We start from the raw sequence: 23,683 nt of genomic DNA, 5'->3' as shown, positions 1-23,683 counted from the left end.
GGGCACGCCCAAAGCGGATATCCGACAGCAGCGACCATGACCTCACGGTGCGTAGGTAGCGAACATGGTCAGCCGGAGTGGCGCCCGGCCCGCGAGATTTGATCGAACGGACGAGCGTGATCGATCTGCAAATCCCGGCGGAACTCGGGCGGGAAAGTGGCGTTCCCCTCCTCAACTGAGGAGAATTGCAATGAATGGCATCATCTATCTGGTCGGACTCGTCGTCGTCGTCATGTTCGTCCTGTCCTTCCTCGGTCTGCGGTAGGACGCGATCATGGCAACCGCCACAACCACCACCATCCCCAGCGCCGCCGTTCCGGTCGAGACCGTTCCGTTCCGCTATCTCGACTGGGGGCCGGTGATCCTCGGCGCCCTGGGCGCTGCTGCCATGTCCGTCGTGCTGCTGGCTTTCGGCTCGGCACTCGGGCTCAGCGTCGTGTCGCCCTATCCCTATGCCGGCATCTCGGCGAAGGGCGCCGCCATTCTCGCCGCGGTCTATCTCGCTCTCGTGATGGTCGCGAGCTTTGCCGCGGGCGGCTACATCGCCGGCCGCATGCGTTCGCCCTGGCGCACCACCGACGAGACCGAGAGCTACTTTCGCGACGGCGCCCACGGCTTCGGCGTCTGGTCGATCGGCGTGCTGCTCGGTGCCGCGCTGGCGGCTTCCGGCGTCGGTGCCGTCGTCTCTGCCGCCGGCAAGGCCACGACCGCCATCGCGGCGGCCGGCACGGCTGGGGCGGCCTCCAATCCGGCGATGGGTCAGCTCTCGCTGAGGCCGACCGACTACGCGATCGATCGTCTGCTGGCACCGGGCCCGGCAGGTGCACCTGCTGATGCGGCAGCCACGGCCGCTCCCGCGGGCGGTGCCCAGGCGCCGGCGATGCAGGCCCGGCGTACGCGCGCCGATCGCGAGGCGCCGATCGCCCGTGCTCTCGCCGCCAGCCTGACGACGCCGCAGCTCGACGTCCGCGACCGCACCTACCTGGCGCGCGTCGTGGCCGAACAGACGGGCATGTCGCAGGCCGATGCCGAGAAGCGGGTCGACGAGACCTATGCCGACCTGAAGGCTGCGGAGCAGAAGGCTCGCGACGCCGCGGACGCCGCGCGCAAGACGGCCATCATCGCGGCCTTCCTCGCGGCCGCCACCCTCGCCATCGGCTGTGCGGCCGCCTGTGCCGGTGCCGGCGTGGGCGCTCGTCATCGCGATGAACGTACGGCCGTGAGCTTCCTGGGTTCGACGCGGTTCTGGTAGCGTCAAAGACCTGTAAACGAAGAGCGCCGGCGGGGAGTCACCTCGCCGGCGCTTTCGTTTGGCTGGATCTTCGCTGCTCGTGACGTGGAAGGTTCGGGCACGGATGGCCCTCGGTGGCGCAGAAATGGGATCGCGCGATGACGGATCAGCCTCGAGATACTGAAGAAATCAGCGCCGAGAGGCTCCGTAAGCGCCAGGAGCGCAGGGCGGAGCGGAAGAGGCGTGGCAACGCCGATCCTCAGCGGGTTCTTGCCTCTCAGATGCCGGGGCAGCAGCCTCGCCCATCCGCGGCAAGAGCGCCAAATCCCATCGGTCCCATCGCCCGGCGCATTGGCCGGATCGGCGGACGGATGTTCTTCAAACAGCTGATCAAAATACTGCTGGGTTCGGTTCTGCGGCGGTAGCAGGGGATGCCGGTATCGCTCCGGGCACACTGTGATTCACGAAACCCCGGTGTTCGCGCCTAGCGCGCCCTCCGCGAATCGTCCTTTCGTTCCTTGCTCGTCGTCGTTTCGTGGCTTCCTACGGGCGCTCGGTCCCGATCGCTGGCTCATCCGGCGGAGCGGCCACTTCAAAGATGATTCGTGAGTTCCGCCCGAATCGCCTCCGGCTTGACGTGCCGTTACCGGTGCAGGCTCCGCCGGTCCGTCCGGATTCCCAAGCTGCACCTTTGACGCATTCAACTTCCTTTATGTGGATGGTAAACCGGAGATTGTATTGGCATTATGGTTGCATCCTGGTGAGGGTGTCTAACCGAGGGTGAAATGAGCTTTGTTATTCTAATAGATGGGAGAGTCGTTGAGACGGCAGAAACGGAAGAGCAAGCGAGGCAGAAAGCCGAGTGGGTTCAGCAAAACGCAGGTCGCTATGTCCACGACGAGTTTGGTGGGGCGTTCGCGGTTGTAGGCTTTGCTCCCATGCATGATCACAAGAACATTTCACACTTGAAACCGAGATGTACCGTGCCCGAGGCTTTGGTGCCAAAAGAGTTCAAGCAGCTGAAGTAGTTTGATTCCGCTGAGGCCGCCTGGAAACCCGGCTGCCTGTGCCTGCCTGCACTTGATTCTGAATAAAGTCTCCACACCAACGACCTGGATTGGGGACGCACCGCGCCCCTCGGGCAAGATCGACCGCGCCTGTACCCATGCTGGGGACGATGTCCGCGCTTGGCACCGGCCGCGTCTCGATGTCGGACTCGGCGATCCACCGTTGCATGGCCTCGGCCTCCTCCGCCGTGGCCTTGCCCAGTGGATCAACTAGCAGCCTCCGTGATCGTGCGTGTCGGCAACAGAGTGCCAGCCCGGCGGCCTGGCGATGTGATCGGCCATTGCCCGCCACTCGGTCTTATCGGTCTGGCGGAAATGGCTCGTTGAGGCGCAAGCGGGCGAAGTGAGGCAGGCCTCTCAGGCGGAGCTGGTGGCTGTTGGGCTGCGGCCGCGCGGGCCATGGCGAACGATAGCGGAACGTGTCCCCCAATCTTCCCCCATTCTCGCGCTTTTTGGTGCCGTTTCCCGGCATCTACCCACAGGCGATTGGCCAGCCAAGAACCGCGAGAAGTCCTTTTTCAGGGGTTAAGGCTGGCGCTCCCTACGGGATTCGAACCCGTGTTTTAGCCTTGAGAGGGCTGTGTTCGCTTCAACAACGGCGCTCAATTAACAGTCTCTCCCCGTCGTCGCCCCGGCCGAGTGTCCGGGAACGCTGCATAAGGGACCTGGCCTCACCGTGTTTGCAATTCATTTCGTGCGTTCGCCACCGCAAGACGAAGTCTCTCGTTCCAGTCACGATGGAAACTTTCGAGCTGGCGACATTCAGGGACAGTCGCCGGTTTCTTGCCCGTGGAGAGGTAGTCCGAGATCTGTTGCCCCTTGTTGGTAAGGAGAGAGCTGATCTGCTGCAAACCAATCGGATCACGTGCGCGAGCATTGTATTCAGAAATGGCAATCTTCGCCTGCTGCACTGCGTTCCAGGTCGCTTGAAGGTCGGCGCGCCAAGTGTCCCATTTGCCACTGCTGCTTAAGTCGTCGCAGACATCCTTTAGTTCCGGCAATACGTACCTGTCTTTGTAGTCGCCGATTCCGGAAAGACGAGCCAGCGCCTCGGTTAACGTTCCTACTGCAGCTTCCTTGGTCGCCGCCTTTGCAGAGTTAAGAGATGTAATCCAGATGTAACCGGCGACACCCGCCAGGCCGAGCACGAAAATGCATAAGACGATTAGGCGGAGAAGTTGATAGCCTTGCCTCTGTCCTAACGGCTTGAAGATGTCGCGCGCAATGATGTCTCGAAAAACGTAGACCGTGGCCGCCAAGGCGAGGCCACCTATGCCAGCAACTGCGGACCATTTTTCGAGATCCATCGGTATTTACTCCTAGCGAATCACCCTCGCGTGGCGTGTCTGGAACATTCCGTTGGCTACTTGGTCCTAGAGTGTCGCCTGCCCAGCGATGCGGTGGAAACTCCTTGGCTGCCTGTTTTGTCGGCTTGACTATCCTGCTGATCGGCCATGTCCAGGATCGTCCCGATATGCCTGCCCGGAATCGCCTCGGGTTTGACGGCCTGATAGCGGTGCAGGCTGCGCGGATCCTTCCAGACGCCCAGCTCGGCCGCCTTCTTGTCGGGAATGTCCTGGGCGGCCGTCGCCAGGGCGTGGCGGCTCAGGTGAGGGGTGTAGTGAACGCCGGCGCGCTTCTTGGCCCGGTTGAGCCAGGGGTAGACGCCCGAGCTGGTGAGCCAAGGGAACAGCCGGCCCGTTTTCTCCTCCTCCGGAAGGTTGGCGAGCATGGTGACGGTGACCGGGCTGATCGGCACCAGGGCGAGCTCGTCGCTCTTCGGGATGTCGACGCCGATGCGGCCCTCGGCCAAGCCGATCCGCTCCCATTCGATGCTGAGCGCGTGGCCGAGGCGCAGGCCGGTCTCGAACAGAATGGCCAGCAGGAGCTTCTTGTAGGGCAGGTGGACGTCGCCCAGGCCCTGCACCTTCCATTGTGGCGCGATGTGCTCGGGCGGGTCCTCGAGGTGGCGTAGCAGCAGGGCCATGGTCTGCGGCGTCGCCGGCTGTCGGTTCGACTTCCGGCTGACCTCGAACTTCTTGATGCGCTGGTCGTCGCACCACTTGTTCTCGGCCGCGTAGTGCAGCACCGCGGCGGCCGGTCCGATCACGAACCGATTCTTGGTCGCCGGCTTGCGGCCCGGCTTCAGCTGCTCCGCCGCGGCGACGAGGTGGGCATGGGTGAGGGTGCGGCAGTCGACCTCGCCGATCTCGGCCGCGACGGCCTGGACCTTGCGGATGTCCTGTTTCGAAAGGTGCGGCTTGGCGGCGATGTAGAGCCGCGCAGCCGTGGCGAAGCCTACCGCTTCGCCGGCTCCGGGAATGCGACGACTCGCGCGCCGGGGGAGGAGTACCTCCTCGACCCATTTCTCAGCGAGGCGGCGAACGCTTTGCTGCGTTGAATATTCGAACTCCCCGCTGCTATCGGTACCCCGTACATACCAGCACGGCCCGCGTTTGCCGGGTGGGATGAGCTTGTACGGCATCGCTGCTCCTTCTCCTTCAGCAGCTCGAGGTTGGCCGGGGTGATGCGCTCCAGGCGACCCGAACCGTAGGTCGGAATCCCGTGTTGCGCCAGCTTCCGCACAAAGGACTTGCGCGACCAGCCCAGCTTGGCAGCGGCCTGGGTGAGGGAAAGGTCATTCATGAGGCGCCTCCCGCCGCCGCGCCCTTTGCTTCTTCGATCAGCGTGTACAGGTGCGGATAGCGCGCCCGGACGTCCTCGAGGTCGCATGTCCGGCGTCGCCCGGAGACCGTCTCGGCCACCTCCTGGATCAAAGCGTGCAGGCGCGGGTAGCGCCGGCGAATCCGCTCGAGGTACCGGCCATTGTCTTCGCGCCAGCGGTCGACCTCGGCCGGGCATGTGGCAAAGGCAAGCGTCGCCACGGCCAGCAGGCTCCACCGAACGGCGTTCGCTTCGGCAGGCGTCATGGCGGCCTCAGTCGATGAAGTAGCGGAGGTCGTAGGCGCGCGGGCCATCCGCCCGGGCGGGCGGGTGCTCCTGCAGCTCGCGCTCGAAGGCTGAGTTGTCGGCGTCTTTGTGGACGGCGACCCGGGTCACCAGCAGCTGGCATTCGACACCGCCCTCGGTGACGCCGCGCCATACCCGGGCCGGGACCTTGCAGCCGTCGCGCGTCTCGACCGTGACGATCTGGTCGGTGTTCTCGATCGTGATCTTCATGCCTTCCTCCCTCAAACGACCCGCATCGCCATGACGATCTGCAGCTCGCCGTCCTTCGGGTCGGTCGAGCGGCGCAGCACGATCGGGCCGCCGGTGGTGAACTCGACGTCGACGTCCGGGCAGGCGAGGGCGTCGAGCGCGGCCGTCATGTAGCTGCAGTTGAAGCCGGTGAAGGACGGTTGGCCGTTCACCTGTATATCGATCTCGTCGCTGATCTCGCCTTCGCCCTCGACCTTGCGGCTGAGCTCGGCGCTGGCCTTGTGGATCTGCATCCGGACGGCGCTCGTGCCGTCGCTCGCCAGAGTGGCGCAGCGTGCCACGGCGCCGGCGAGGGCGACCCGGCCGGCGTTGAACCGGCACTCGTTGTCGCGCGGGATGACGCGGTCGTAATCGGGGAAGGTTCCGTCGACCAGCCTGGTGCTGAACTCGACGTCGGTATGGGCCACCTGCAGCCGCGTCTCCGAGATCTCGAGCGTGAGCTCGTCCTGCTTCGCCTCCGTGGCGATGCGCAGCAGCTCCGGCACCGACTGGCGCGGCAGGATGATGCCCGGCAGGTTCTCGGGCAGGGGCTTCGACGGCTCAACGATCGCCAGGCCGAGCCGGTGCCCGTCGGTCGCGACCAGGCCCAGCTTCCCGGCGCGGTCATGAATGAAGATGCCGTTGAGGTAGTAGCGCGTCTGCTCGTCCGACTGCGCATGCGCCACCTGGCCGATCGCCCGGGCCAGCGCGTCGCCGGCGACCAGGATCTCGGTCGAAACCTCCTCCGGCTTCATCGCCGGGAAGTCGGCCGCGGGCAGGGTGAGCAGGGTCGCGCGGGCCCGGCCGGCGCGCATCACCAGCTTCTCCCCGGTCAGCTCGACCTCGATCTGTGTGCCGGCGGCCGTCGCCCGCACGAAGGCCAGCATGTTGGCAGCATCGGCCGTCGTCGTGCCGGTCTTGAGGGTCGAGGCGCCGCCGATCTCGATCGTCATCCAGCGGTCCATGTTGGTGGCGGCCAGCGAGACGCGGCTCTTGTGCGCGGTGATGAGGACGTGCCCGAGGATCGGGACAGTGTTGCGCCGCTCGATGGTGCGCGTGGCCAGCGTGAGCGCGCGCAGCGCGGCGTCGCGTTCCATGGTGAACTTCATCGATCGGCTCCGGTGGGAAGGGTGATGCGCGCCTTCATGTCGGCGGCCTTGAAGGGGCGGCGATAGGTTTCGACCAGGCAGAGTGCATGTTCGAAGCGGCCGCCGGCGACGTGGTGCGACGTCTCGCGATGAACCCACGCCGTCAGTTCGTGGTCGAGGTGCGAGACGGGGAACCAGTCGTCCTCGAGGATCTCGCAGACCGTATAATCGTCAAAGTCGCGCTCGCTGGTTGCCCAGCGCTCGAGCATGCGGACTGCCTCAGCCGGATCGTGTCGGCGAAGAGCAGAGCGCAGCGCGTCCAGATCGGCGTCGTCGATTTGCAGGTGCCCCGAGAAGTCGGTCACGGTCAGCCCTCCGTCCTGGCGAACAGGAGCGGCTCGCCCGACCGAGCGGGCAGGGGGCTCTGCGCGGTCAAGGCCTCCGCTTCGGCGGCGGTGAAGCCGAGATCACTTGGTTCGATCGCAACCATGATCTGCAGCGCGCGCACGCATATCGGCGTCGACCGCGTCACCCATTCCACGGCGCGGCCGTCTCCCGTCCGGCCGGCGCGAAGGTCCACCGTCACAGCGTGCCTCCCAGCCGGTGCAGGCCGGCGAGCTTCTTCGCGGCCGTGAAGTGCTGGTCGATCTCGGCGGCATCGAAGTTGCCGAGCAGTTGCTCGCGCGTGATGCCGCCGCTCGAGGTGACGAAGCACGTGATGAGGTCGGCCATGCGCTTCACCTTTCGACGCTCGGTTTCCGGCGGCGGCGGGCCGTAGAGGATCCTGTTGAGCGAGACGACCTCGGTCTTGCCGCCGACCTTCACCGTCACCGGTGTCTCGATCTCGGGCCCGCGCTGGGCCGCCATGTACTGGTCGAGGTTCATGCCGCTTCCGCCTGGTCGGAGGTGTCGTCCTGGACTTCCTCGGGCTCAGCCGGCGGCGCCGGGATCAGGTTGGCCGGTATCTCGACAGCGAGCTCCGCGGCGATCGCGCGGCACAGTCCGTCGGCACCGGGGTGCCAACCGGTCGAAAGATGGATCGTCTCCGACATGAAGCGGCCCAGCAGCCCGTCGATCGCCGTCTCGTCCATGGCACGCAAGGCGGTCCAGAGCTTGTCCTCGGCACCGGCGGACACGTCGTAACGGTCGAGATAGTATCCATCGCCACCGACGAAGGTGTTGAGCAGCTCGGCCTGGTCGCCGAAGTGTGGCCGGGGATCAATGTCGATTTCGATGTCGGCTACGTTTTGACCGAGGAAGGCATAGACCATGAGGCGCTTGGCGAGATCCGGGCGCCCGGCCAGGCCGGCCGTGAGCGCCGTGTTGACTGTCCGCGCCTGCTTCTGCTCCTCGGTCTCCCGCGGCGCGGCCGGTTCGTCGCCGGCTTCCTGTTGGCCGGGTTTCTCCTTCTCCACCTTCGCCTGCCATACCGACCGCAGCACGACGTTCTTGGCCGTGTGGACCTTGTTGTCGGCGAGCCAGACGATCGCCGTGCAGTCCGCCGCCGCGAGCCCGCGCTTCTTCGACTTGGCCTCCGTGCGCTTCTCCCCCCAGTACACGACGACGGCCTCGCCGTTGTCGGCCCAGACATAGGCTTGGGCCTCGCTCACCGTGAGCCGCATGGCTTCGGGATAGTCCTTCTTCAGCCTCTCGACCTTGCCGTCGGCGGCTTCGATCTGCAGCCGGGTGAACTTCGCCTTGTCGGCGAACCAGCGCCTGTCGCCCTCCTCAAGGAATTCGCCGTCGTACTTCTCGACCTTGAAGGCGGCCGACGAAATCGGGATCGCCTTGCCCTGCAGCTTTTGGCGGCAGTTGTCGGCGTCCATCAGCGCCCAATGGTCGGTCACGAGCGCCTTCTGCAGCTTCTGCGGCGCTGCGGCCATGACGCGCGCCACCTCGAGCTTCAGCTCGCCCTTCGCCAGCTTCTCCTTCAAGTCGGCGTGCAGATTGCGGGCGACGGCGATGCGCTGTGCTACGAACCGGTCGGACTTGCCGATGGCGCGCCCGATGGCGGCGGCGTTCCACTTGTCCGGATCGACTGCATTCAGCAGAGAGAAGGCCTCGGCTTCCTCGAGCGGCTTGATGTCGGCCCGCTGCAGGTTCTCGATGATGCGCAGCGCCCGCGTGTTGCCGTCGTCGTCGCCCTCGCGCACGACACAGAGCGCGGCTTCGGCCTTGTTCTGGGTCAGCGCCCGGAAACGCCGCTCGCCGGCGACGATCTCGAATCGTGCGCCGACCGGGCGGACGACGATCGGCTGCAGCAGCCCCTGCTCGGCGATCGAGGCCGCCAGCTCGGCCAGGGCCTCCGGATCGAACGTCTTGCGCGGATTGTCCGGCGACGGGTCGATGTCGCCGAGCGGGATGAGACGTACGCCGACCGCGACGGCCTGGTTGTCGAGCCGAACGGCGTTCGGCGCCGGGGGCGGCACGGCGGTCGCGTTGCCGGCCAGCAGGCCTTCGACGGTCGTGCCCATCGCCTTCGCGAGGCGGCCCGCCGACTCCATGTTGAGCGAGGGCTTGGTCCCGGCGTTGATCTTGCTGAGGTCGCTCTTGTCGATCTCGGCCCGGCGGGCGAGCTCGGCAACGGTGACGTCCGGGTGAGCGGCGAGCCAGCTGACGACCGCTTTCTGCAGCGGCGCTTTGAACGTGTTGGCCATGAGGGATCCCTGTCAGTCTTCCGCAGCGGTGTGATGGGCGTGCAGGAAGCCGCGTGGCTGCGAGGCGCGCGGTTCCGGGGGCGGGGTGAGGGTGGGCGCGATCGGCGGGGCGCCCTGCAGGGGCAGGCCGGTGACGAGCCGCTTGATCTCGGCCAGGTGCCAGCCGATGCCGCGAAACTCGTGCGGCCAGCCAGTCGCGGTGAACGGCGTGTGCCTGCCGTCGCGGTCGACATAGGCGGCCAGCGCACGGCCGTCGGGCAGGCGCGCCACCAGCTCGACGTCGCCGCCAGCGAAGGTGAGGCGCGGCCGCTGGGTCACAGCGACAGCACCAGCAGGGCGAGGCCGAGGATCCCGGCGAGGGCGATCCAGGTGTGTGCGGGCCAGCCCGAACGCTGTTCACCGGCCTGGGCGATCGAGGTCGCCGCCTTCGGATTGGACCAAGGCCGGCGCTTCACCGGTTGCTCCCCAGCCTCAAAGCGATCTCGGTGGCCCGGATGCCGACGTCGCTCGAGACGGACTGCAGCGTATCGAGCGCCACATCCACCCGGTCGATCCGCAGGCACAAATCGATCTGCAGCGCCGCGCTTTGGCAGCGCCACTGCAGGTCGAGCAACTGCTGCTGTTCAGCTTCGGTCAGCGGTTCGGTGCTGAAGATCGGCAGGCCGGCCGGGCGAACGGCGTTCGGTGTTCTGACGCCGTCGGCGTCGTTCTGCAGGTGAATGCTGTCGGGCATGGCCGGCTCCTGGGATGAAAGGAACCGGCGGCGCGGTCGAAGGGGGCAGCCCGTCTCACGAACAGGGGAGGAAGAACGGGCCGGGGCGACCGCGCCGCCGATCGGCCCGACTGAGGCCGACAGGTAGACGATACAAAATGTATCGTTCTTGGTCAATACAGTCTGTATCGCCGCTATGGGTATGGTCCGGTGACGGGGGAGGGAGAACCGGAAGTGCGAATAATACCAGTGATTGCAGCGCTCTTTGGCGCGGCCCTGATGTCGACTGCAAAAGCAGATTCTGTCGATCGGATACAGAAGCTGTCGGAGCGTTGTGAACCGGCCAAGACGACGGACGAGCTCAAGTCGTGCGTGGCCGAGCTGATCGAATTCGCCAGCCAGGAAGTCATTGCCCGCGACAAGCTGCAGCAGAGTATCGAGTTCTGCGCGTCGCAAACGCTCTATGTCGTGATGAAAGCCTGTCTGATGGCGCTCGGCGCTCCGCCGGCCTCCGCGGCCGCGGCGCCTCCTTCGCCGCCACCACCGCCAACGCCGGTCGTTCGTGGTTGGGAGAAGCTCGAAAGTGCGTCACGCATGGACGGCTCGCCTTCCGTCATTCTCGTGCTGGATTCCGACGACGAAGTCCCGGCCGGATATGGAGTGATGACCCGTCCGTCGCTCCTGATCCGTTGCCGGGAGAACGTGACAAGCCTCTACATCAGCGCAAACTGGTTCCTCAGTGACAACGTGCCGGTCACCTACCGGCTGGACAAGGAGAAGCCGGTCTCACAATCCTGGCCGGGCTCAACCGACCGCAAGGCGGTAGGGCTGTGGAGCGGTGACCGTGCCATCCCGTTCATCAAATCGCTGCTAGGGCGTGAAACGCTGCTCGTGCGCGTGACGCCCTTTCGCGAAGCCCCGAAAGAAATGGCCTTCAACATTGTCGGCACCGAGACGGCAATAGAGCCGCTCCGCAAGGCCTGCAAATGGTGACGATGACGGCGAAATTTCTCGAAGTCCGGCCCGCGGGATTTACGTCGGATCCTCAGGGAGATGGACGGGTCGCGCGTCGTCACTTCCGCTGCGCCGCCCTCCAGATCCAAGCCTCGACGCAGCCATGCTTGTGGACGCCCAGCCCTTCGATCTTCGCGCGCTCTTCCTGCCTGACATAATCGCCGCTGTACCGCACGAATGCCCAGGCATATCCGTCCCGCACCATGAGGGCGCCGAGATCCTCGCGCCCTGCGCGGCACACGGCGACTGTCCTGCCGTAGCGATCAGTATCGCGGCGCTCGCAGATGACATTGCGGCCCACGATCAGTGACTGCAGGTGGGTTGCGGCCATGCGTCCCGCCGGCCAGCCGTCCGGGCAGTCCTGTTTCATCTCTGGCGCGTCGATGCCCCAAAGACGGTACGTGGTGCCGTTGAGGCGAAGGGTGTCGCCGTCGGTGATGGTCTGGGCTCGCGCCAGATTGGCAAGCACGCAAGCTGCAGCGACTAATACCGCACGGCGCAAGGTCATTTTTTTTGCTCGCACCTAGACTGCACGGCGGGCGGAAGACTCGGCCGACGCTTGATCGATGGCATTGGCTTGCGCTGGGTGGATCTTTTCGAACGGTGCATTAGCGTTACTGACCTAAGCCATATCCGCGATAAGCCGAAGGTCCTCAGCCTTCGGCCGGCTTGATCCAGCCAATGCGAGCGATGCTGTCGATGTGGCGATCCAGCATCTCGGGCGTGGTCGGGTTGACGCTGATCAGATGGAAGAGGCCCTTCTTCGAGCCCGGCAGGATTCGCTTAAGAAAGAGCGGGCCGTCGGTTACCTGGACGATGACGGCTCGCTTCGGGATGTCTTTCTTCGGCGGTTCCTCGCGCATCCGGAAGAACAGCATGTCGCCGGGTACGAAGTGCGGCATCATCGACTCTCCGCGAACGATCACCGCGCTCCCATTCTCATAACCAGGCGGGGCCGCGGCATCGCCGAGCCGCTCATCGTCGTCGAAGAGATGGACCTCGTCGCCGGCGCCTACAAAGTGCCGGATCGGGACGGTGGCGTGGTGGCCATCGTCCGGCGCGATGTCGGGTAGCACGTTGCGCGCCTGTCCAGGGCCAGGTCCTTTTTCATACAGTAGCCAGTCGGTGGTGACGCCGACGCGACGCAGCTTGCGGGCATAGAGCGCCGCCGCCTCCACCGGGATCGAGTCCCGGTTGATCTGCTGACGCAAGGTGACCGGCGACACGCCTGCGATCTCGGCAAATTCCGAGCGCTGGGCATAGCCGGCCAGCTTGATCGCGTAGGCAAGTCGTTCGCCTTGGGAGCGCATGATACACTTTGTATCGGTTACGACGATACGGTGTGTATTGACGTAAGACGATACAATTTGTATCGTCTCTGCCATGCAGACGTTCGCCGACATCATAGATGCATGGGAAAGCCCCGCCGCCCTGGCCGACGATCTCGGCGAGGAGGTTGGCACCGTCCGGCAGTGGAGGAACCGCAACCGGCTGCCTGACAGGGTGTGGAAAAAGATTGTCGAGGCTGCCCGCGCGCGCGGCATCGAAGGTGTGTCTCTCGATGTGCTGGCCGGAATTGCCGAGCGGATCGCGCACGTCGGCCGAGCCGCCAGCGAAGCGGCGTCGGCAGGGCAGGCGGGCTGATGCGGTCGCGGGACATGCAGGGCACCTTGCCTGCTGGCGATGCCAGCATCGAGCGGAACGGCGCGCCGTCTTTCCGTCCGGCCGCCGTCGCCGGGCCGGCCGCTGGATCTGAGTGTGACTGTCTCTCGCGCTTCCGTCGCGACTGGCTGAGCCGCGTCGAGGCTACCGGGCTCGCGCGGACCGAGGGCGACGATGCCGACTGGCTGGCGGCGCGGGGTGCCGCGTCGCTGCCGATGTTGCCGGACGGGATCGCAACCGGTGCCGCTCGCTGCTGCCGTCCTGCCGCATCCTCACCGGGAGCCGCATCGTGAGCCGCGGTGCTTTCGTGCCGGTCAAGCCGTGCGATCCCGAACTGCCGAAGGCGGCGGTGCGGCGCCTGGTCGACCAGGTCGGCGGCATCAAGCGCGCGGCGGTGCGGCTCGGCCGCTCGCCGTCGCAGACCCACGCCTACACCGATCCCGGCGTGAGCGACGAGCTGACCTTCGCCCAGGCGGCGTCGCTCACCTCGCACGAGGCGCCGGCGGCGGCGGAGTATCTGGCGCTGCTGGCCGGCGGCGTGTTCCTGCCGATCGCCCCCGGCACCGACGAGGTCGGCGAACTCACCGCCCATTCCATCCGCGAGCATGGCGAGGCCTGTGCCGAGCTGGTGCGTGCACTCACCGATTCCACCGTCGACGACGGTGAGCGCGCCCGCGCGCTGGCCGAACTCGACGAGGCCCTGCGCGCCCTCGTGCAGCTGCGCTGCGCCGTCGCGGCCTCGCGCAAGGCCGAACGACCGCAAGCGGACTGAACCGCGAAAGGAGCGGGGGCTCATGAGTGCAATCGACGATATCGCCGCGGAGCGGGATCGGCAGGTCAAGGTCGAGGGCTTTGGCGCAGGCCGTGACGATGGTTTCGTTCACGGACAGCTCGCCCGGGGGGCGGCAGCCTTCGCGGAATTCGCTGGCGAATCCGATGAGCGTCGGGCGACCGCTGCAGGTGCGCCTTCGATATGGCCCTGGTGGTCCCTTGGCCACTGGAAGCCGAAAGATCGGCGCGCCGATCTGGTCCGCGCCGGGGCTTTGATCGTCGCCGAGATCGAGCGGCTCGATCGCGCAAAGGGCGCCTGATGAACTCCGCCGCGGACCCTGTTTCACGGGAAGCATTGGCGCAACCGAAGCGTCGCTACGTCTCGGGCTTCCGCCGCCGCAAGGCCGAGCAGACGCGCGAGGCGCTGCTCGATGCCGCCGTGGCGCTGATCGAGGCCGGCGACTTCCGGCCAGAGGCCTCGGCGATCGCGGCGCGGGCCGGCGTTCACAAGTCGGCGGTCAACCGTCACTTCACGGCGCTCCACCTGCTGCATCGCGTCGTCGCGCGCGAGCGGGCGGGCGCGGTTCTGGACGCGCTGGGCCTGGTGGCGATGGAAGACGCCCGAACCGCGGCACTGCAAGGCGATCTGGTGTGGATCGTCATGACCGGCGCGCGGAGAGCGTCGTGACGGAGGCCAGCTTCGCGCTTTCGGCCCTGATCGGCCGGCCATTGCCGGCGCGGGGGCGCTACGAGCCGCTGATCGTCACCACGCTGCGCCGCTACTGTCGACGCGGCGCCCCCGAGAGCCTGCTCGTCCGGTTGGCGGGAGGACCGCGCGACTGGCGGCAGCTCAATGATCGGTGGAATCTCGATGGCCGCGCCGTCGGGAAGGACGCTCCCGCTACGGTCGATCTGCAGGACGCCCTGGGCTCGCACCTGTCGGCCGCCGAGCGACGCATCGCGCTCGTGCAGCTGGCCGACGAGTGCGCGGTCGCCGGCACCGTCCTTCCGACCCTCACGGTGTTGGGGCGCTATTTCGGCGTGTCGCGCCACTCGATCGTCCATGACCTCGAGATGCTGCGGGACGGCGGCCATCTCAGCTGGCGCCTGGTGAGCGACGGCGTCACCGGCGTGCGACGCGCGCCGCAGGTCCCATGAGAACCGACGTCCAGTCCGTCGCCTACGATCGCGAGGCCTGGAGCCGGCGCGCCAACGAGATCCGCGCGCGCATCCCCGTGTCGAAGGTGGTCGGCCGGGTCGTCGAGCTGAAGAAGGCTGGCCGGGAAATGACCGGCCTTTGCCCGTTCCACAATGAGCGGACGCCGAGCTTCACCGTCAACGACGGCAAGGGCTTCTATCATTGCTTCGGCTGCGGCGCGCATGGCGGCGCGATCGACTTCGTGCGCCAGCGCCAGGGCCTCGACTTCAAGGCCGCCGTCGAACTGCTCGAGAGTGAGAACGGGCTGCGGTCGCTGCAGGCCGCGCGCCCCGCACCGCCGCCGCCCAAGGCGCGGCAGCGCGAGGATGCCGACAAGGAAGAAGCGGTGCGGCGCATCTGGCGCGACACCGTCGCGCTCGAGGCCGGCGGGGTCGTCGATCGCTACCTGCGCGGTCGCTGCCTGGTGCCGCCGGCCGAGTATGGCTTCGGCGATCCTGCGGTGAATGCCGGCTGGCCGCCGTCGATCCGGTACGGCGCTGCCGTCTGGCACGGGCTGGAGAAGCGTCGCCTGCCGGCCATGGTCACCGCCCAGCGCCGGGGCGACGGCACCCTGGGCTCGGTGCATCGTACCTATCTGAAGGTCACCGGCCAGGCCGTGACCAAGGCCGGCACCCCCCGCGACAAGGCGATGCTCGGCGATCCCGCCGGCACCGTCATGCTGCTGGGCCCGATCGCCGACCGGATGATCGGAGGCGAGGGGATCGAGACCAGCCTGTCGGCGATGCAGCTCTACAAGCGCTCGGGCCTGGCCTTCGGATCGCGCGCGCTGATGGCCGCCGTCGAGCCGCCCTTCGAGTGCAGCGATTTCATCTATGCGGCCGACCGGAACAAGCCGCATCGCGACCCCGAGAAGTCGAGGGTCGGCGAGCGCGCCGCCTGGAAGGGCGCGCGCGCCTTCGGCACCGGCCGCACCGTCCAGGTGAAGCTGCCCTCGCTGCCGCCCGGCGCCGAAACGGGTGACTTCAACGATGTCCTGGTCGCGCGCGCGCGCGAACAGGGTTCCAATGAGGGAAGGCCGCCGGCATGACCACCGCCATCAGCGCCGTCTATCGACCGTCGCGTGCCCGCGACTGGGATGACGTCGAGATCGTCGCCGACCATCCGGCGAGCGGCCAGCTCGTGCTGCGCGAGGTCGGCAAGTTCTACCGCGGTGTGTTCCTGGCGCCGCGTGAGCATGTCCGCATAGCCGGGCCTGAATTCGTGCCGGGAGAGAAGTCATGACCTCCAGACTCGCGGGCGCCGCGGCTGCGGCCAAGGGCAGGGCGGAGAAGCCCTCGCCGGATCTCGGCCCGTCGCCGACCCTCGACTGGATACCGGTCGCCAAGCTGTCGGTCGATCGGCGCTATCAGCGCGAGCTCGGCGACAAGAATCGCGCCCACATCAACCGCATCGTGCGCGAGTTCAGCTGGCTCTTCTTCCAGCCGATCTGCGTCGCACCGGCGGCCACCGGGGGCGGTTACCTGGTCATCGATGGGCAGCATCGCCTGGAGGCGGCGAAGAAGCATCCGCTGATCGACAAGCTGCCCTGTTATGTCGTGGCGGCGCCCGATGTGCAGAAGCAGGCGGAGGCATTTGTTGCGCTCAATGCCCGGCGCATCGGCATCACGCGCCTGCACCGGTTCTGGGCGGCTGAGGCCTCGGGCGATGCCACGGCGCAGCGGATCTCGGCGCTGTGCACCAAGGCCGGCATCACGATCGTGCGCTCACCGCAGCGCCTGCCGCCGCGCTCGACCTATTCGACGACCACCTTCGAGAAGCTGCTGCCCTTGGGCGACGCGGCGATCTCGGCCGGGCTGAAGATCCTGGTCGAGGCGCAGGGCGAGGCCGAGGACGCCTTCAAGGGCTGCAACATCGCCGCCGTCGTGCGGCTGGTGGCAACGCTCGGCAAGGCGCTCGACCGGACGGCCCTGGTGGGCGTGCTCGAGGCGCTCGATCTCGACGACGAGATCCAGCGCGCGCGGGTGCATCGCGCGCAGCACGGCGGCACGGTCGAAGCCGCTCTCGAGAAGCTGCTCCGCCGGCGATACGACCGGCTGATCGAAAGAGCTGGACGTTGAGCGAAGTGGCGTAGCGAACGGCGTTCGGGGAGACGATGTCAGACCAAGAGCAAGACGATGATTTCGCGGTCGATTCGCTGGATCCGTCGCAGCGCACCGACGATCGCGAAGGGCCGCCCGACGACTGGGAGGCGCCCAGCTGGCGCGACTTCAAGCGGATCCAGTGGTGGTATCGCTGGCGGCCGGACCAGCCGCATCGGCTCGACCCGCCGCCGGTGCTCATGCTGGGCCATCGTGGGGGCGAGTTCTTCTTCGTCAGCGCGGCGCGCGAGCTGCGGGCTTTCACCTCGGCCCAGCTGCATGGGCGCGGCGGCCTGGCCGATCTGTTCGCCGGCGACGTGCGTTGGGCGGTGCGCCATTTCCCGGCGCGCGATCGCGACGGCGCGGCCACGGGGCGGCCCAACGTGCCGCCGCTGATGGAGGCGCTGATCGCGGGCTGCAAGGTCAAGGGCTACTATGACGGGTCGCAGCCCTTCCGCTCGATCGGCACCTGGCTCGAGGGCGGAAGGCCGCTTGTCCACACCGGCAGCTCAATCTTCCATGACGGGCGCCTTTATCAGCCCGGCGAGGAGATCGGGGTCGCGCGCTACGTGCTGGGCCCGGACCGGGCGCCGCCGGCGCACAGCCGCGATCGCTTTGGATACGAGTGGCAGCCGCTCGACCTGGCGGGCCGCAACACCATCATGGCGCATCTGGCCGAATGGCACTGGGACTCGCCCGAGGCGTGCGAGCTCGCCGCCGGCAAGATCTGGTGCGATGCCCTGGGCGATGTGCCGCGCTGGAAGACGCACGGCTTCATCCGCGCCCATGCCGGTTCTGGCAAGTCGACCCTGCTTCAGTACATGAGCGCGCTGATGGGGGCGGCGGCGCATCCCATCCAGCGCACCTATTCGAAGACCCACCTCGAGGAGATCGGCAAGCACACCGCGCTCGCCATCCTGCTCGAGGAGGCCGAGGGCGATGCCGGCGAGGACGCCCACCGGCTGCAGCAGATCCTGAAGCTGCTGTTGCTGCTGTCGGACGAGGGCGCGGTCGGCGGCCGCTTCAAGCGCGAGATCGACCTGCACGGGCCGGTGACCATGGTCGCCACCCTGACCGACGACTGGCGGTCGACGGTGAAGTCGAGGGTCATCCTGCTCGAGCTGCGCAGCCTGAAGGCGCGCGAGGGGCACCGGATGATGTCGCTCGAGGAAGTCGCCGCCATGACGGCGGTCGCGAAGGCGATCTCGGCCGGCTTCCGGGCGGCGGCGCTCGCGAACTTCGATCTGTTCAACCAGAACCTGAAGCTCGCCCGCGCGCGCATCCTGGAGCTGGGCGGCGATCCGCGCGATGCCGACACGGTCGGCCATCCGATTGCGGGCCACGCCACGATGACGCTCGGGCGCGTGATGACGCCCGACGAGGTCGGTGCGCTCGATCGCTTCAGGCCCTGGATCACGACCCTGCGCGACCAGGAGGACGGCGTCGACGACGCCATGGATCTCATCATGACGCTGTTCGGCCTGCCGGCGCAGAACTGGCGCGGTGGCGACCAGCTCACGGTCGGGCAGCTCATCGCCCGGGCGCGCGAGCCCGACAATGACGATTACCGCAAGGCGCTGCTGCCCTACGGGCTGCGGCTCGATCGGCGCCAGCTGATCGACGGGACGCAGGAGACCTGGAAACAGGCCTGGCTCGCGATCGCGCACCGGCATCCCGGCCTCGACCGGCTGTTTGGCGACTATCCGAAATTCCAGGGGCTGCGGCGCTCGCAGATCCTGGGCGAGCTGAAGTTCAATGGCGAGGTGGCGGCCAAGCCGGCCGACCGCCCGCTGCGCTTCGCCGGGCCACAGGGACGCGCCTGGCTGATCGATCCGCGGCTGCTGCCGTCCGTCGAGGACGACCGGCAATGACGATGCCCTCGATCCGGCCCCCGGGCCCCCATTTGCGGAGGAGTCCCGGCAGCGTACCGGGGGGAGTCCCGCCTCCCGTACCGCCTGAAAGTGCCGATGCCATCGGCATCGGAGGGCAAAGCGGTACACCGGTACGGCACCTACAGAGAACGCCTAATGCGTGCGCGTGCGCGTAGTGTCGGGAGTCGGTCAGAGCGTACCGGTGTACCGATTCTTCATTTAACCAAGGAAAATCAATATGTCTGAGGCGGTACAGCAGCCGGTACAGGGGCGGGACGGGGCGGTACGGGACGAAGAGCCGGTCGTCACGGTGCGCTGGGCGCCGCGCACCGACGACAAGACCGCTCTGCTGGTCAGCGAGCGGGCCACCGTGTTCGACCGCAAGGCGGCGGCGCTGCAGCCGGTCGATCCCAGCGACGCCATCAGCGATCCGATCTGGAACCACAAGGGCGGCACGGTGTGGACGCCGGACCTGGTGCATTGCCGGCTGCTGGTGGCGGGCGAGGTGGTGAAGCGCCTGCCGCCGGTGCTGCGCAAGGGCTACGTCTCGCAGCTCGGCAGACTCGCGATCTCGGAGATGTCGGTCGAGCGGCGCATCGCGCCGTCGCCCGCCGAGATCTCGCTCGCGGACTGGACGCTGACCGAGGTGATGGCGCGTCGTCATCGTCAGCAGCTGCTGCTCGCCGCACTGTTCGGCCTGTCGTTCGACAAGATCGCCGACGCGCTGAAGGCGCGCGGCCAGGAGAGCAGCAAGACGTCGGTGCAGCGCTGGTATCTGCAGGAGCGTCGCGTGCTGGCCGGCCAGTGGCAGGCGCGTCGCGACGATCCGATCGCCAAGGTCGACGAGGTCACGCTCACGTCGTGGGAGGGCCTGTTCGCACGACGCAAAAAATAGAGTGGACCGAATGGACCGATTTGGAGTAGTTTTTTTGCTATCGTCGGTGCTTAACGCGCCCACAAAGCCCGCAGGCCTCCGCCTCGCGGGCTTTTTGCTGTCCCATCACCTTCGGAGGTCACCATGGCCGCACTGTCCATCACGGCGACGCAGGTGCTGCTCGTGTCCGGATCGCACCAGGACGCCGTGTTCGGTGCGGCCGTCACCGCTGGGCAAGGCGTCTACTTCGACAGCGTCAGCGGAAGCTGGAAGCCCGGTCAATGCGATGGGACCGCCGCCGAGGCCGGAGCGGACGGATACGGCATTGCCCTGTGTTCGGCCGCGGCGGGACAGCGGGGCGGGCTCGCATTGCCCGGCGCGAAGGTCAACCTCGGCGCTGCAGCGGGCGCTGCGGCCGGCACGGTGTACGCACTCGGCGCAACGGCCGGGGCTCTCAACCCTTCAGGGGACATGAGCTCGGGGAACCGGGTCACGCCGCTCGCGCTGGGCATCGGCGGCAATCAGGTCAAGATCCTCGCGGGCGCATACGACCCGGGTGCGATCGTCCCGGCCTAGTGCTGACATTCGACATCAGGTCGACCGGCGCGCTGGTTCGGGCGGGGCTGAACGAGCTGCAGAGGAAGCATCTGCCCAAGGCGCAGATGGAAGCGGCGAAGCGCACCGGCAGCTATGTCCATGCGGCGCTGCGGTCGGAGATGGAAGAGGTCTTCGACCGTCCGACTCGCTGGGCGCTCGGCGGGTTGCGGTGGCGCAATCCGTCGGCCGCGCGCCCCGAGTTCCGGATCTGGCTCGAGGAGTTCGGTGGCAAGGGCATCCCGGCGGCGGACTTCCTGGCAGCCGAGATCGAGGGCGGTACGCGTCGGTTGAAGCGCATGGAGAAAGCGCTCCAGGCGAGGGGGCTGATGCCCAAGGGCTGGTTCGCCGTGCCGGGTCGGCAGGCGCCGCTCGATGCGCATGGCAACGTGCCGGGCTCGTTCATCGTGCGCATGTTGTCCGACCTGCAGGCCTTCGGTGAGCAGGGCTACCGGGCCAATCGGCGGGGCAGGCGGACGGGAGCGCGCAAGACCAACTACTTCTTCGTGCCGCGCAAGGGCAGCCACCTCAAGCCCGGTATATACTGGCACATGCCCAACCGCATGCTGGGCTGCGTCTTCGCCTTCGTGAGCAAGGCCAGCTACCAGAAGCGCTACGACTTCTACGGCGTCGGCCAACGCGCCTTCAACCGCGTCGCCCTCCGCTTCATGTCAGAAGCCCTCGCCAAGCTGGTCCGACGCGACAATCGCTAACGCCTCGCACGTCGCGGAACACACCGCGACCACGCACCCGCGAGGTCACCCCCTCGACCCCGTCTCGCACCCGCGAAAGATCGCGGGTCCTCCCCCGGCCGGCCCCCCAGCGGGCAATTCGAACCGTGTTGGGTCTGGGATTTTTTGGGATTTTGGGTCGGCTTGGGTTGTTGTTCGGGTTGTTGATCGAACGGCGTTCGGGTGGCGGACGGATCGAGGAGCGCATGTCGGACGAGGTCGCGCCGCTGATCGTCAACAAGGGCGAGCTGGCGCGCATGCTGCGCGTCTCGGCGCCGACGATCGACACCATGATCTCGGACGGGTGCCCGGTGGCCGCCGGCGGCAGCAACGGCGTGCCGTACGAATTCGACTTCTACCGGGTGAGGACCTGGCGGGAGGAGCGCGACGCAAGGCGCGCCGAAGAAGAGCAGACCCGGCAGCAGCGCATCAACGCGGCGCAGGCCGAGATGTTCGGCGGCCAGCAGCTCGCGCCGCAGGGCATCGGCGACATCCGCGAGACGCTCGAGGCCGAACGTCTCGCGATCATCGTGAGCAAGCAAAAGAGCGAGCTGATCGCTCGCGACGACGTGCGCAACGACTACGCGGCAATGTTCGGTGTCGTGCGCCAGCATGTACTGGGCTGGGCGACCTCGCTGGGTCGCCTCGCCGGCCTGACCCCTGACCAGCAGAAGGAGGCGGACCGCCTGGCGCGATCGATGCTCGTGGCGATGCACGGGCAGATCAAGGATCCCGCGCTGCGGCCGCCCTTGACGGACGATGCCCTTTGACCAGGACCGCTTTCGCGTCGGCCCCCTGGCGACCGCCGCCGCGTGCCGCGGCGACGTCGCGGGGATCCTGCTGCCGCCGCCCGATCTGAATGTCGCCGAGGCCGCCGAGCTCTATCGCGTGCTCGACAACCCGCAGGCCTATTCCGGCCCGTGGCGCAACGCCCTGGCGCCAAACACGGTGGGCCCGATGGTCTCGACCACGGACCCGCGCTACGAGATCACGGTCTATGTCGGCCCGGCGCAGTCGGCGAAAACGGAGATCGGCCTCAACTGTTGCGCCCATTCGATCCGGGTCGACCCGGCCGACTTCCAGATCGTGCTGCCGGAGAAACAACAGGCGGAGGACTTCTCGGAGCGCCGCCTCGGCCGCATGATCCGCGCCAGCGCCGCGCTGTCGGAGCGCCTGGTTTCGGACACCAAGTTCATGTCGGTGTTCGACCAGAACATCGTCAACCTGTCCTGGCCGACCTCGGCCAACGCGTCGTCCAAGCCGGTGCCGCGCAACTGGCTCGACGAACGCGATTCGATGGACGACGACATCGATGGCGAGGGCGACCCGGTCGCGCTCTACCACAAGCGGTCGCAGACCTTCGGGCCGCGCCGCCACACCCTGGTGACCTCGTCGCCCAAGCGGTCGAAGGTGAAGGGCGCGCCGCGGCCGAGCGGCAAGCACGAAGCGGTCACGACCACGGGCATCCTCGCCCTCTACAATGAGGGCACGCGCTGCCACATGTACTGGCCGTGCCTGCAATGCGGCGAGTACTTCGTCACCCGCGTCCAGGATCTGCAGTATCCCGAGGGCGCGCGCGCCGACGATGCCCGCATCCCCGTCGTGTTCGCCTGTCCGTCCTGCGGCATGCCGCACGACGACGAAAGCCGATCGGAACTCTTCGCCCGCAGCCAATGGGTCGCGGAAGGCGAGGAGATCGCGCCCGACGGCACCATCACCGGCGCGCGGCGCATTACCGTCATCAACTCGTTCCGCGCTTTCGGACCGCAGGCCCCGTTCATCACCCTGCAGGAGCTGGTGCGGAAGAAGCTGAAGGCCGAGGAGGTGCGGCAGAAGACCGGCTCCGACACCGAGCTGCGCACCTTCTGGAACGTCGATGCCGGCGAGGTCTACGAATCGGACGACGATGGCAATGCCCTGTCGCCGTCCGACCTGCTGGCCAACGCGGCGGACTTGAAGGCAGGCATAGTGCCCGCCTGGGCACCGCTGCTGGTGGCGTCGGTGGACGTCCAGTCCGACCGCTTCGAGATCATGTGGAAGGCGTTCGGGCCCGGCGAAGAGGGCGCGATCGTCGATCACACCAAGATCGTGGCGGTGCGGACGGACGGCTCGCCGGTCACCACGGGCCGCGGCTCGGGCGGTGCCGAATCGGCGGCCGATCTCGAGCCGTGCGATCCGGCCGGCGTCGCCCATCACTGGCGCAGCCTAGTCGAGGCGGTGTTCGATCGGCCGCTGCCGCTCGAGGGCGAACCCGGTCGCGGCCTGCGTCCGGCCATGGTGGCGATCGATACCGGCGGCAAGGCCGGTTCGACGGAGCGGGCCTATGCTTTCGGCCGCTGGCTGCGTCGGCATCGCCCCGACCTGGCGCGGCGTGTGATGTTCGTGAAAGGCGCGCGTCCCGACAATCCGCTGCGGGTGTGGCGCTCGCAGTGGGACCCGAAGACGGCGACACCGAAGCCCGGAAGCGCCCCACGCAAGGCCGCGACCCTGAGGGCCGGCATCGATCTCTGGCTGCTGGCGACCGACTTGCTGAAGGATGCGGTGGCGAACCGCCTGCGCCGGGCGATGACGGCGAAGGGCCGCCGGCTCGAGGGCGCGCTGCACGTGGCGCGGGACCTGCCGCCGGCAATCTTCGAGCAGCTCTGCGCCGAGTCGCGCGACACCGACGGACATTGGGAGAACGAGCGGCGCGTTGCGAACGAGGGGTGGGACCTCGCGGTCTACTGTCACGCGGCCTGGATCCGACTGGGCGGCGAGCGGATCGACTGGCAACGCCCGCCGACCTTCGCCGTCGCCGCGCGCGCATCGGTGCAGGTCGCGCCGTCCGAAGCCGTGCCCGCTCCGGTCGTGGCACCCGCTCCGCGTCGCCGGTCCAACCCGTTCCGCTTCGGCGGTCATCTGAGATAGCGCCTCCGA

The 23,683-nt window shown here is 67.3% G+C and carries 30 protein-coding genes and 1 tRNA gene; 16 read left to right on the top strand and 15 right to left on the bottom strand.

Annotated elements, in window-relative coordinates:
• The first annotated feature begins 274 nt into the window (after positions 1 to 274).
• Entirely contained in the window at positions 275 to 1,252 is a 978-nt protein-coding gene (locus tag ACO07K_RS14190; protein ID WP_422036576.1) for a hypothetical protein, read from the top strand.
• Positions 1,253 to 2,830: 1,578 nt separating this feature from the next.
• Here the strand turns inward: ACO07K_RS14190 and ACO07K_RS14185 are convergent.
• The 13 genes from ACO07K_RS14185 to ACO07K_RS14125 form a co-directional block, all read right to left on the bottom strand.
• Positions 2,831 to 2,901: transfer RNA gene (locus ACO07K_RS14185), tRNA-Glu, on the bottom strand.
• Between the two features lie 68 nt (positions 2,902 to 2,969).
• Positions 2,970 to 3,605, bottom strand: coding sequence for a hypothetical protein (locus ACO07K_RS14180; RefSeq protein ID WP_422036575.1), 636 nt, complete (start codon positions 3,603 to 3,605; stop codon positions 2,970 to 2,972).
• A gap of 56 nt (positions 3,606 to 3,661) precedes the next feature.
• Positions 3,662 to 4,783: a tyrosine-type recombinase/integrase gene (locus ACO07K_RS14175; RefSeq protein ID WP_422036574.1), complete on the bottom strand. Its 1,122-nt coding sequence runs from the start codon at positions 4,781 to 4,783 to the stop codon at positions 3,662 to 3,664.
• Positions 4,784 to 4,940: 157 nt separating this feature from the next.
• Positions 4,941 to 5,228 carry a hypothetical protein gene (locus tag ACO07K_RS14170; RefSeq protein WP_422036573.1) on the bottom strand — a complete coding sequence of 96 codons (288 nt, stop codon included), beginning with the start codon at positions 5,226 to 5,228 and terminating at the stop codon, positions 4,941 to 4,943.
• A gap of 7 nt (positions 5,229 to 5,235) precedes the next feature.
• Positions 5,236 to 5,478: a hypothetical protein gene (locus tag ACO07K_RS14165; RefSeq protein WP_422036572.1), complete on the bottom strand. Its 243-nt coding sequence runs from the start codon at positions 5,476 to 5,478 to the stop codon at positions 5,236 to 5,238.
• Positions 5,479 to 5,489: 11 nt separating this feature from the next.
• Positions 5,490 to 6,605 (bottom strand): DNA polymerase III subunit beta, encoded by a 1,116-nt coding sequence (gene dnaN / locus ACO07K_RS14160; RefSeq protein ID WP_422036571.1) that lies wholly within the window; start codon positions 6,603 to 6,605, stop codon positions 5,490 to 5,492.
• The gene (locus ACO07K_RS14155; RefSeq protein WP_422036570.1) at positions 6,602 to 6,949 is read right to left on the bottom strand and encodes a hypothetical protein; all 348 of its coding nucleotides are present in this window, start codon (positions 6,947 to 6,949) and stop codon (positions 6,602 to 6,604) included. The genes dnaN and ACO07K_RS14155 overlap by 4 nt, the downstream gene beginning before the upstream one ends.
• A gap of 2 nt (positions 6,950 to 6,951) precedes the next feature.
• Positions 6,952 to 7,170, bottom strand: coding sequence for a hypothetical protein (locus ACO07K_RS14150; RefSeq protein WP_422036569.1), 219 nt, complete (start codon positions 7,168 to 7,170; stop codon positions 6,952 to 6,954).
• The gene (locus tag ACO07K_RS14145; RefSeq protein ID WP_422036568.1) at positions 7,167 to 7,469 is read right to left on the bottom strand and encodes a hypothetical protein; all 303 of its coding nucleotides are present in this window, start codon (positions 7,467 to 7,469) and stop codon (positions 7,167 to 7,169) included. Before ACO07K_RS14145 ends, ACO07K_RS14150 begins: the two co-directional genes overlap by 4 nt.
• On the bottom strand, positions 7,466 to 9,241 hold the full coding sequence (locus ACO07K_RS14140) for a ParB/RepB/Spo0J family partition protein (protein ID WP_422036567.1): 1,776 nt from the start codon (positions 9,239 to 9,241) through the stop codon (positions 7,466 to 7,468). Before ACO07K_RS14140 ends, ACO07K_RS14145 begins: the two co-directional genes overlap by 4 nt.
• 12 nt (positions 9,242 to 9,253) lie before the next feature.
• A complete protein-coding gene (locus ACO07K_RS14135; RefSeq protein WP_422036566.1) occupies positions 9,254 to 9,559 on the bottom strand; it encodes a hypothetical protein in 306 nt (101 codons plus the stop codon).
• Positions 9,556 to 9,696: a hypothetical protein gene (locus ACO07K_RS14130; protein ID WP_422036565.1), complete on the bottom strand. Its 141-nt coding sequence runs from the start codon at positions 9,694 to 9,696 to the stop codon at positions 9,556 to 9,558. Before ACO07K_RS14130 ends, ACO07K_RS14135 begins: the two co-directional genes overlap by 4 nt.
• Positions 9,693 to 9,974 (bottom strand): hypothetical protein, encoded by a 282-nt coding sequence (locus tag ACO07K_RS14125; protein ID WP_422036564.1) that lies wholly within the window; start codon positions 9,972 to 9,974, stop codon positions 9,693 to 9,695. The genes ACO07K_RS14130 and ACO07K_RS14125 overlap by 4 nt, the downstream gene beginning before the upstream one ends.
• Positions 9,975 to 10,202: 228 nt before the next feature.
• Between ACO07K_RS14125 and ACO07K_RS14120 the strand changes: the two genes are divergently transcribed.
• Positions 10,203 to 10,946, top strand: a complete 744-nt coding sequence (locus ACO07K_RS14120; protein WP_422036563.1) for a type VI secretion system-associated protein TagO — start codon at positions 10,203 to 10,205, stop codon at positions 10,944 to 10,946.
• Positions 10,947 to 11,025: 79 nt separating this feature from the next.
• Here ACO07K_RS14120 and ACO07K_RS14115 read toward each other — a convergent pair whose 3' ends face one another.
• Both ACO07K_RS14115 and ACO07K_RS14110 read right to left on the bottom strand, forming a co-directional pair.
• Positions 11,026 to 11,475, bottom strand: coding sequence for a thermonuclease family protein (locus ACO07K_RS14115; protein WP_422036562.1), 450 nt, complete (start codon positions 11,473 to 11,475; stop codon positions 11,026 to 11,028).
• A 145-nt stretch (positions 11,476 to 11,620) separates the two neighbouring features.
• A complete protein-coding gene (locus ACO07K_RS14110; RefSeq protein WP_422036561.1) occupies positions 11,621 to 12,277 on the bottom strand; it encodes an XRE family transcriptional regulator in 657 nt (218 codons plus the stop codon).
• Between the two features lie 73 nt (positions 12,278 to 12,350).
• On the opposite strand from ACO07K_RS14110, the gene ACO07K_RS14105 reads away from it, so the two are divergent.
• The 14 genes from ACO07K_RS14105 to ACO07K_RS14040 all read left to right on the top strand — a co-directional run bounded on the left by ACO07K_RS14105 (position 12,351) and on the right by ACO07K_RS14040 (position 23,674).
• Positions 12,351 to 12,611 (top strand): carph-isopro domain-containing protein, encoded by a 261-nt coding sequence (locus ACO07K_RS14105; protein ID WP_422036560.1) that lies wholly within the window; start codon positions 12,351 to 12,353, stop codon positions 12,609 to 12,611.
• Positions 12,612 to 12,918: 307 nt separating this feature from the next.
• On the top strand, positions 12,919 to 13,401 hold the full coding sequence (locus ACO07K_RS14100; RefSeq protein WP_422036559.1) for a phage regulatory CII family protein: 483 nt from the start codon (positions 12,919 to 12,921) through the stop codon (positions 13,399 to 13,401).
• A 22-nt stretch (positions 13,402 to 13,423) separates the two neighbouring features.
• A complete protein-coding gene (locus ACO07K_RS14095) occupies positions 13,424 to 13,720 on the top strand; it encodes a hypothetical protein (RefSeq protein WP_422036558.1) in 297 nt (98 codons plus the stop codon).
• A 35-nt stretch (positions 13,721 to 13,755) separates the two neighbouring features.
• The gene (locus ACO07K_RS14090; RefSeq protein WP_422036557.1) at positions 13,756 to 14,088 is read left to right on the top strand and encodes a TetR family transcriptional regulator; all 333 of its coding nucleotides are present in this window, start codon (positions 13,756 to 13,758) and stop codon (positions 14,086 to 14,088) included.
• The gene (locus ACO07K_RS14085) at positions 14,085 to 14,558 is read left to right on the top strand and encodes a hypothetical protein (RefSeq protein WP_422036556.1); all 474 of its coding nucleotides are present in this window, start codon (positions 14,085 to 14,087) and stop codon (positions 14,556 to 14,558) included. The genes ACO07K_RS14090 and ACO07K_RS14085 overlap by 4 nt, the downstream gene beginning before the upstream one ends.
• The gene (locus tag ACO07K_RS14080) at positions 14,555 to 15,646 is read left to right on the top strand and encodes a CHC2 zinc finger domain-containing protein (RefSeq protein WP_422036555.1); all 1,092 of its coding nucleotides are present in this window, start codon (positions 14,555 to 14,557) and stop codon (positions 15,644 to 15,646) included. The genes ACO07K_RS14085 and ACO07K_RS14080 overlap by 4 nt, the downstream gene beginning before the upstream one ends.
• Complete coding sequence (locus ACO07K_RS14075) at positions 15,643 to 15,840, top strand: hypothetical protein (protein ID WP_298313739.1); 198 nt, start codon at positions 15,643 to 15,645, stop codon at positions 15,838 to 15,840. The genes ACO07K_RS14080 and ACO07K_RS14075 overlap by 4 nt, the downstream gene beginning before the upstream one ends.
• Positions 15,837 to 16,676: a DUF6551 family protein gene (locus ACO07K_RS14070; protein WP_422036554.1), complete on the top strand. Its 840-nt coding sequence runs from the start codon at positions 15,837 to 15,839 to the stop codon at positions 16,674 to 16,676. Before ACO07K_RS14075 ends, ACO07K_RS14070 begins: the two co-directional genes overlap by 4 nt.
• 35 nt (positions 16,677 to 16,711) lie before the next feature.
• Positions 16,712 to 18,568, top strand: coding sequence for a hypothetical protein (locus ACO07K_RS14065; protein WP_422036553.1), 1,857 nt, complete (start codon positions 16,712 to 16,714; stop codon positions 18,566 to 18,568).
• 238 nt (positions 18,569 to 18,806) lie between these two features.
• Positions 18,807 to 19,463, top strand: coding sequence for a hypothetical protein (locus ACO07K_RS14060; RefSeq protein WP_422036552.1), 657 nt, complete (start codon positions 18,807 to 18,809; stop codon positions 19,461 to 19,463).
• Positions 19,464 to 19,586: 123 nt separating this feature from the next.
• On the top strand, positions 19,587 to 20,018 hold the full coding sequence (locus tag ACO07K_RS14055; RefSeq protein WP_422036551.1) for a hypothetical protein: 432 nt from the start codon (positions 19,587 to 19,589) through the stop codon (positions 20,016 to 20,018).
• Positions 20,018 to 20,749 carry a hypothetical protein gene (locus ACO07K_RS14050; RefSeq protein WP_422036550.1) on the top strand — a complete coding sequence of 244 codons (732 nt, stop codon included), beginning with the start codon at positions 20,018 to 20,020 and terminating at the stop codon, positions 20,747 to 20,749. Before ACO07K_RS14055 ends, ACO07K_RS14050 begins: the two co-directional genes overlap by 1 nt.
• A gap of 224 nt (positions 20,750 to 20,973) precedes the next feature.
• On the top strand, positions 20,974 to 21,537 hold the full coding sequence (locus ACO07K_RS14045; RefSeq protein ID WP_422036549.1) for a hypothetical protein: 564 nt from the start codon (positions 20,974 to 20,976) through the stop codon (positions 21,535 to 21,537).
• Entirely contained in the window at positions 21,527 to 23,674 is a 2,148-nt protein-coding gene (locus tag ACO07K_RS14040; protein ID WP_422036548.1) for a terminase gpA endonuclease subunit, read from the top strand. The genes ACO07K_RS14045 and ACO07K_RS14040 overlap by 11 nt, the downstream gene beginning before the upstream one ends.
• Positions 23,675 to 23,683 lie beyond the last annotated feature (9 nt).

The organism is Reyranella sp., from assembly GCF_965228225.1.
GTDB lineage: Bacteria > Pseudomonadota > Alphaproteobacteria > Reyranellales > Reyranellaceae > Reyranella.
Note: the sequence above shows the minus strand (reverse complement) of the source record. Positions and strands in the feature narration are given on the sequence as shown.

Bases quoted from the DNA above. Each gene is read 5' to 3' on its own strand.
- ACO07K_RS14070 (WP_422036554.1), top strand. From the start codon at position 15,837: ATGACCTCCAGACTCGCGGGCGCCGCGGCTGCGGCCAAGGGCAGGGCG.
- ACO07K_RS14115 (WP_422036562.1), bottom strand. From the start codon at position 11,475: ATGACCTTGCGCCGTGCGGTATTAGTCGCTGCAGCTTGCGTGCTTGCC.
- ACO07K_RS14105 (WP_422036560.1), top strand. From the start codon at position 12,351: ATGCAGACGTTCGCCGACATCATAGATGCATGGGAAAGCCCCGCCGCC.
- ACO07K_RS14165 (WP_422036572.1), bottom strand. From the start codon at position 5,478: ATGAAGATCACGATCGAGAACACCGACCAGATCGTCACGGTCGAGACG.
- ACO07K_RS14110 (WP_422036561.1), bottom strand. From the start codon at position 12,277: ATGCGCTCCCAAGGCGAACGACTTGCCTACGCGATCAAGCTGGCCGGC.
- ACO07K_RS14180 (WP_422036575.1), bottom strand. From the start codon at position 3,605: ATGGATCTCGAAAAATGGTCCGCAGTTGCTGGCATAGGTGGCCTCGCC.
- ACO07K_RS14075 (WP_298313739.1), top strand. From the start codon at position 15,643: ATGACCACCGCCATCAGCGCCGTCTATCGACCGTCGCGTGCCCGCGAC.
- ACO07K_RS14045 (WP_422036549.1), top strand. From the start codon at position 20,974: ATGTCGGACGAGGTCGCGCCGCTGATCGTCAACAAGGGCGAGCTGGCG.
- ACO07K_RS14175 (WP_422036574.1), bottom strand. From the start codon at position 4,783: ATGCCGTACAAGCTCATCCCACCCGGCAAACGCGGGCCGTGCTGGTAT.
- ACO07K_RS14095 (WP_422036558.1), top strand. From the start codon at position 13,424: ATGAGTGCAATCGACGATATCGCCGCGGAGCGGGATCGGCAGGTCAAG.
- ACO07K_RS14065 (WP_422036553.1), top strand. From the start codon at position 16,712: ATGTCAGACCAAGAGCAAGACGATGATTTCGCGGTCGATTCGCTGGAT.
- ACO07K_RS14040 (WP_422036548.1), top strand. From the start codon at position 21,527: ATGCCCTTTGACCAGGACCGCTTTCGCGTCGGCCCCCTGGCGACCGCC.
- dnaN (WP_422036571.1), bottom strand. From the start codon at position 6,605: ATGAAGTTCACCATGGAACGCGACGCCGCGCTGCGCGCGCTCACGCTG.
- ACO07K_RS14080 (WP_422036555.1), top strand. From the start codon at position 14,555: ATGAGAACCGACGTCCAGTCCGTCGCCTACGATCGCGAGGCCTGGAGC.
- ACO07K_RS14170 (WP_422036573.1), bottom strand. From the start codon at position 5,228: ATGACGCCTGCCGAAGCGAACGCCGTTCGGTGGAGCCTGCTGGCCGTG.
- ACO07K_RS14055 (WP_422036551.1), top strand. From the start codon at position 19,587: ATGGCCGCACTGTCCATCACGGCGACGCAGGTGCTGCTCGTGTCCGGA.
- ACO07K_RS14190 (WP_422036576.1), top strand. From the start codon at position 275: ATGGCAACCGCCACAACCACCACCATCCCCAGCGCCGCCGTTCCGGTC.
- ACO07K_RS14125 (WP_422036564.1), bottom strand. From the start codon at position 9,974: ATGCCCGACAGCATTCACCTGCAGAACGACGCCGACGGCGTCAGAACA.
- ACO07K_RS14060 (WP_422036552.1), top strand. From the start codon at position 18,807: ATGTCTGAGGCGGTACAGCAGCCGGTACAGGGGCGGGACGGGGCGGTA.
- ACO07K_RS14140 (WP_422036567.1), bottom strand. From the start codon at position 9,241: ATGGCCAACACGTTCAAAGCGCCGCTGCAGAAAGCGGTCGTCAGCTGG.
- ACO07K_RS14145 (WP_422036568.1), bottom strand. From the start codon at position 7,469: ATGAACCTCGACCAGTACATGGCGGCCCAGCGCGGGCCCGAGATCGAG.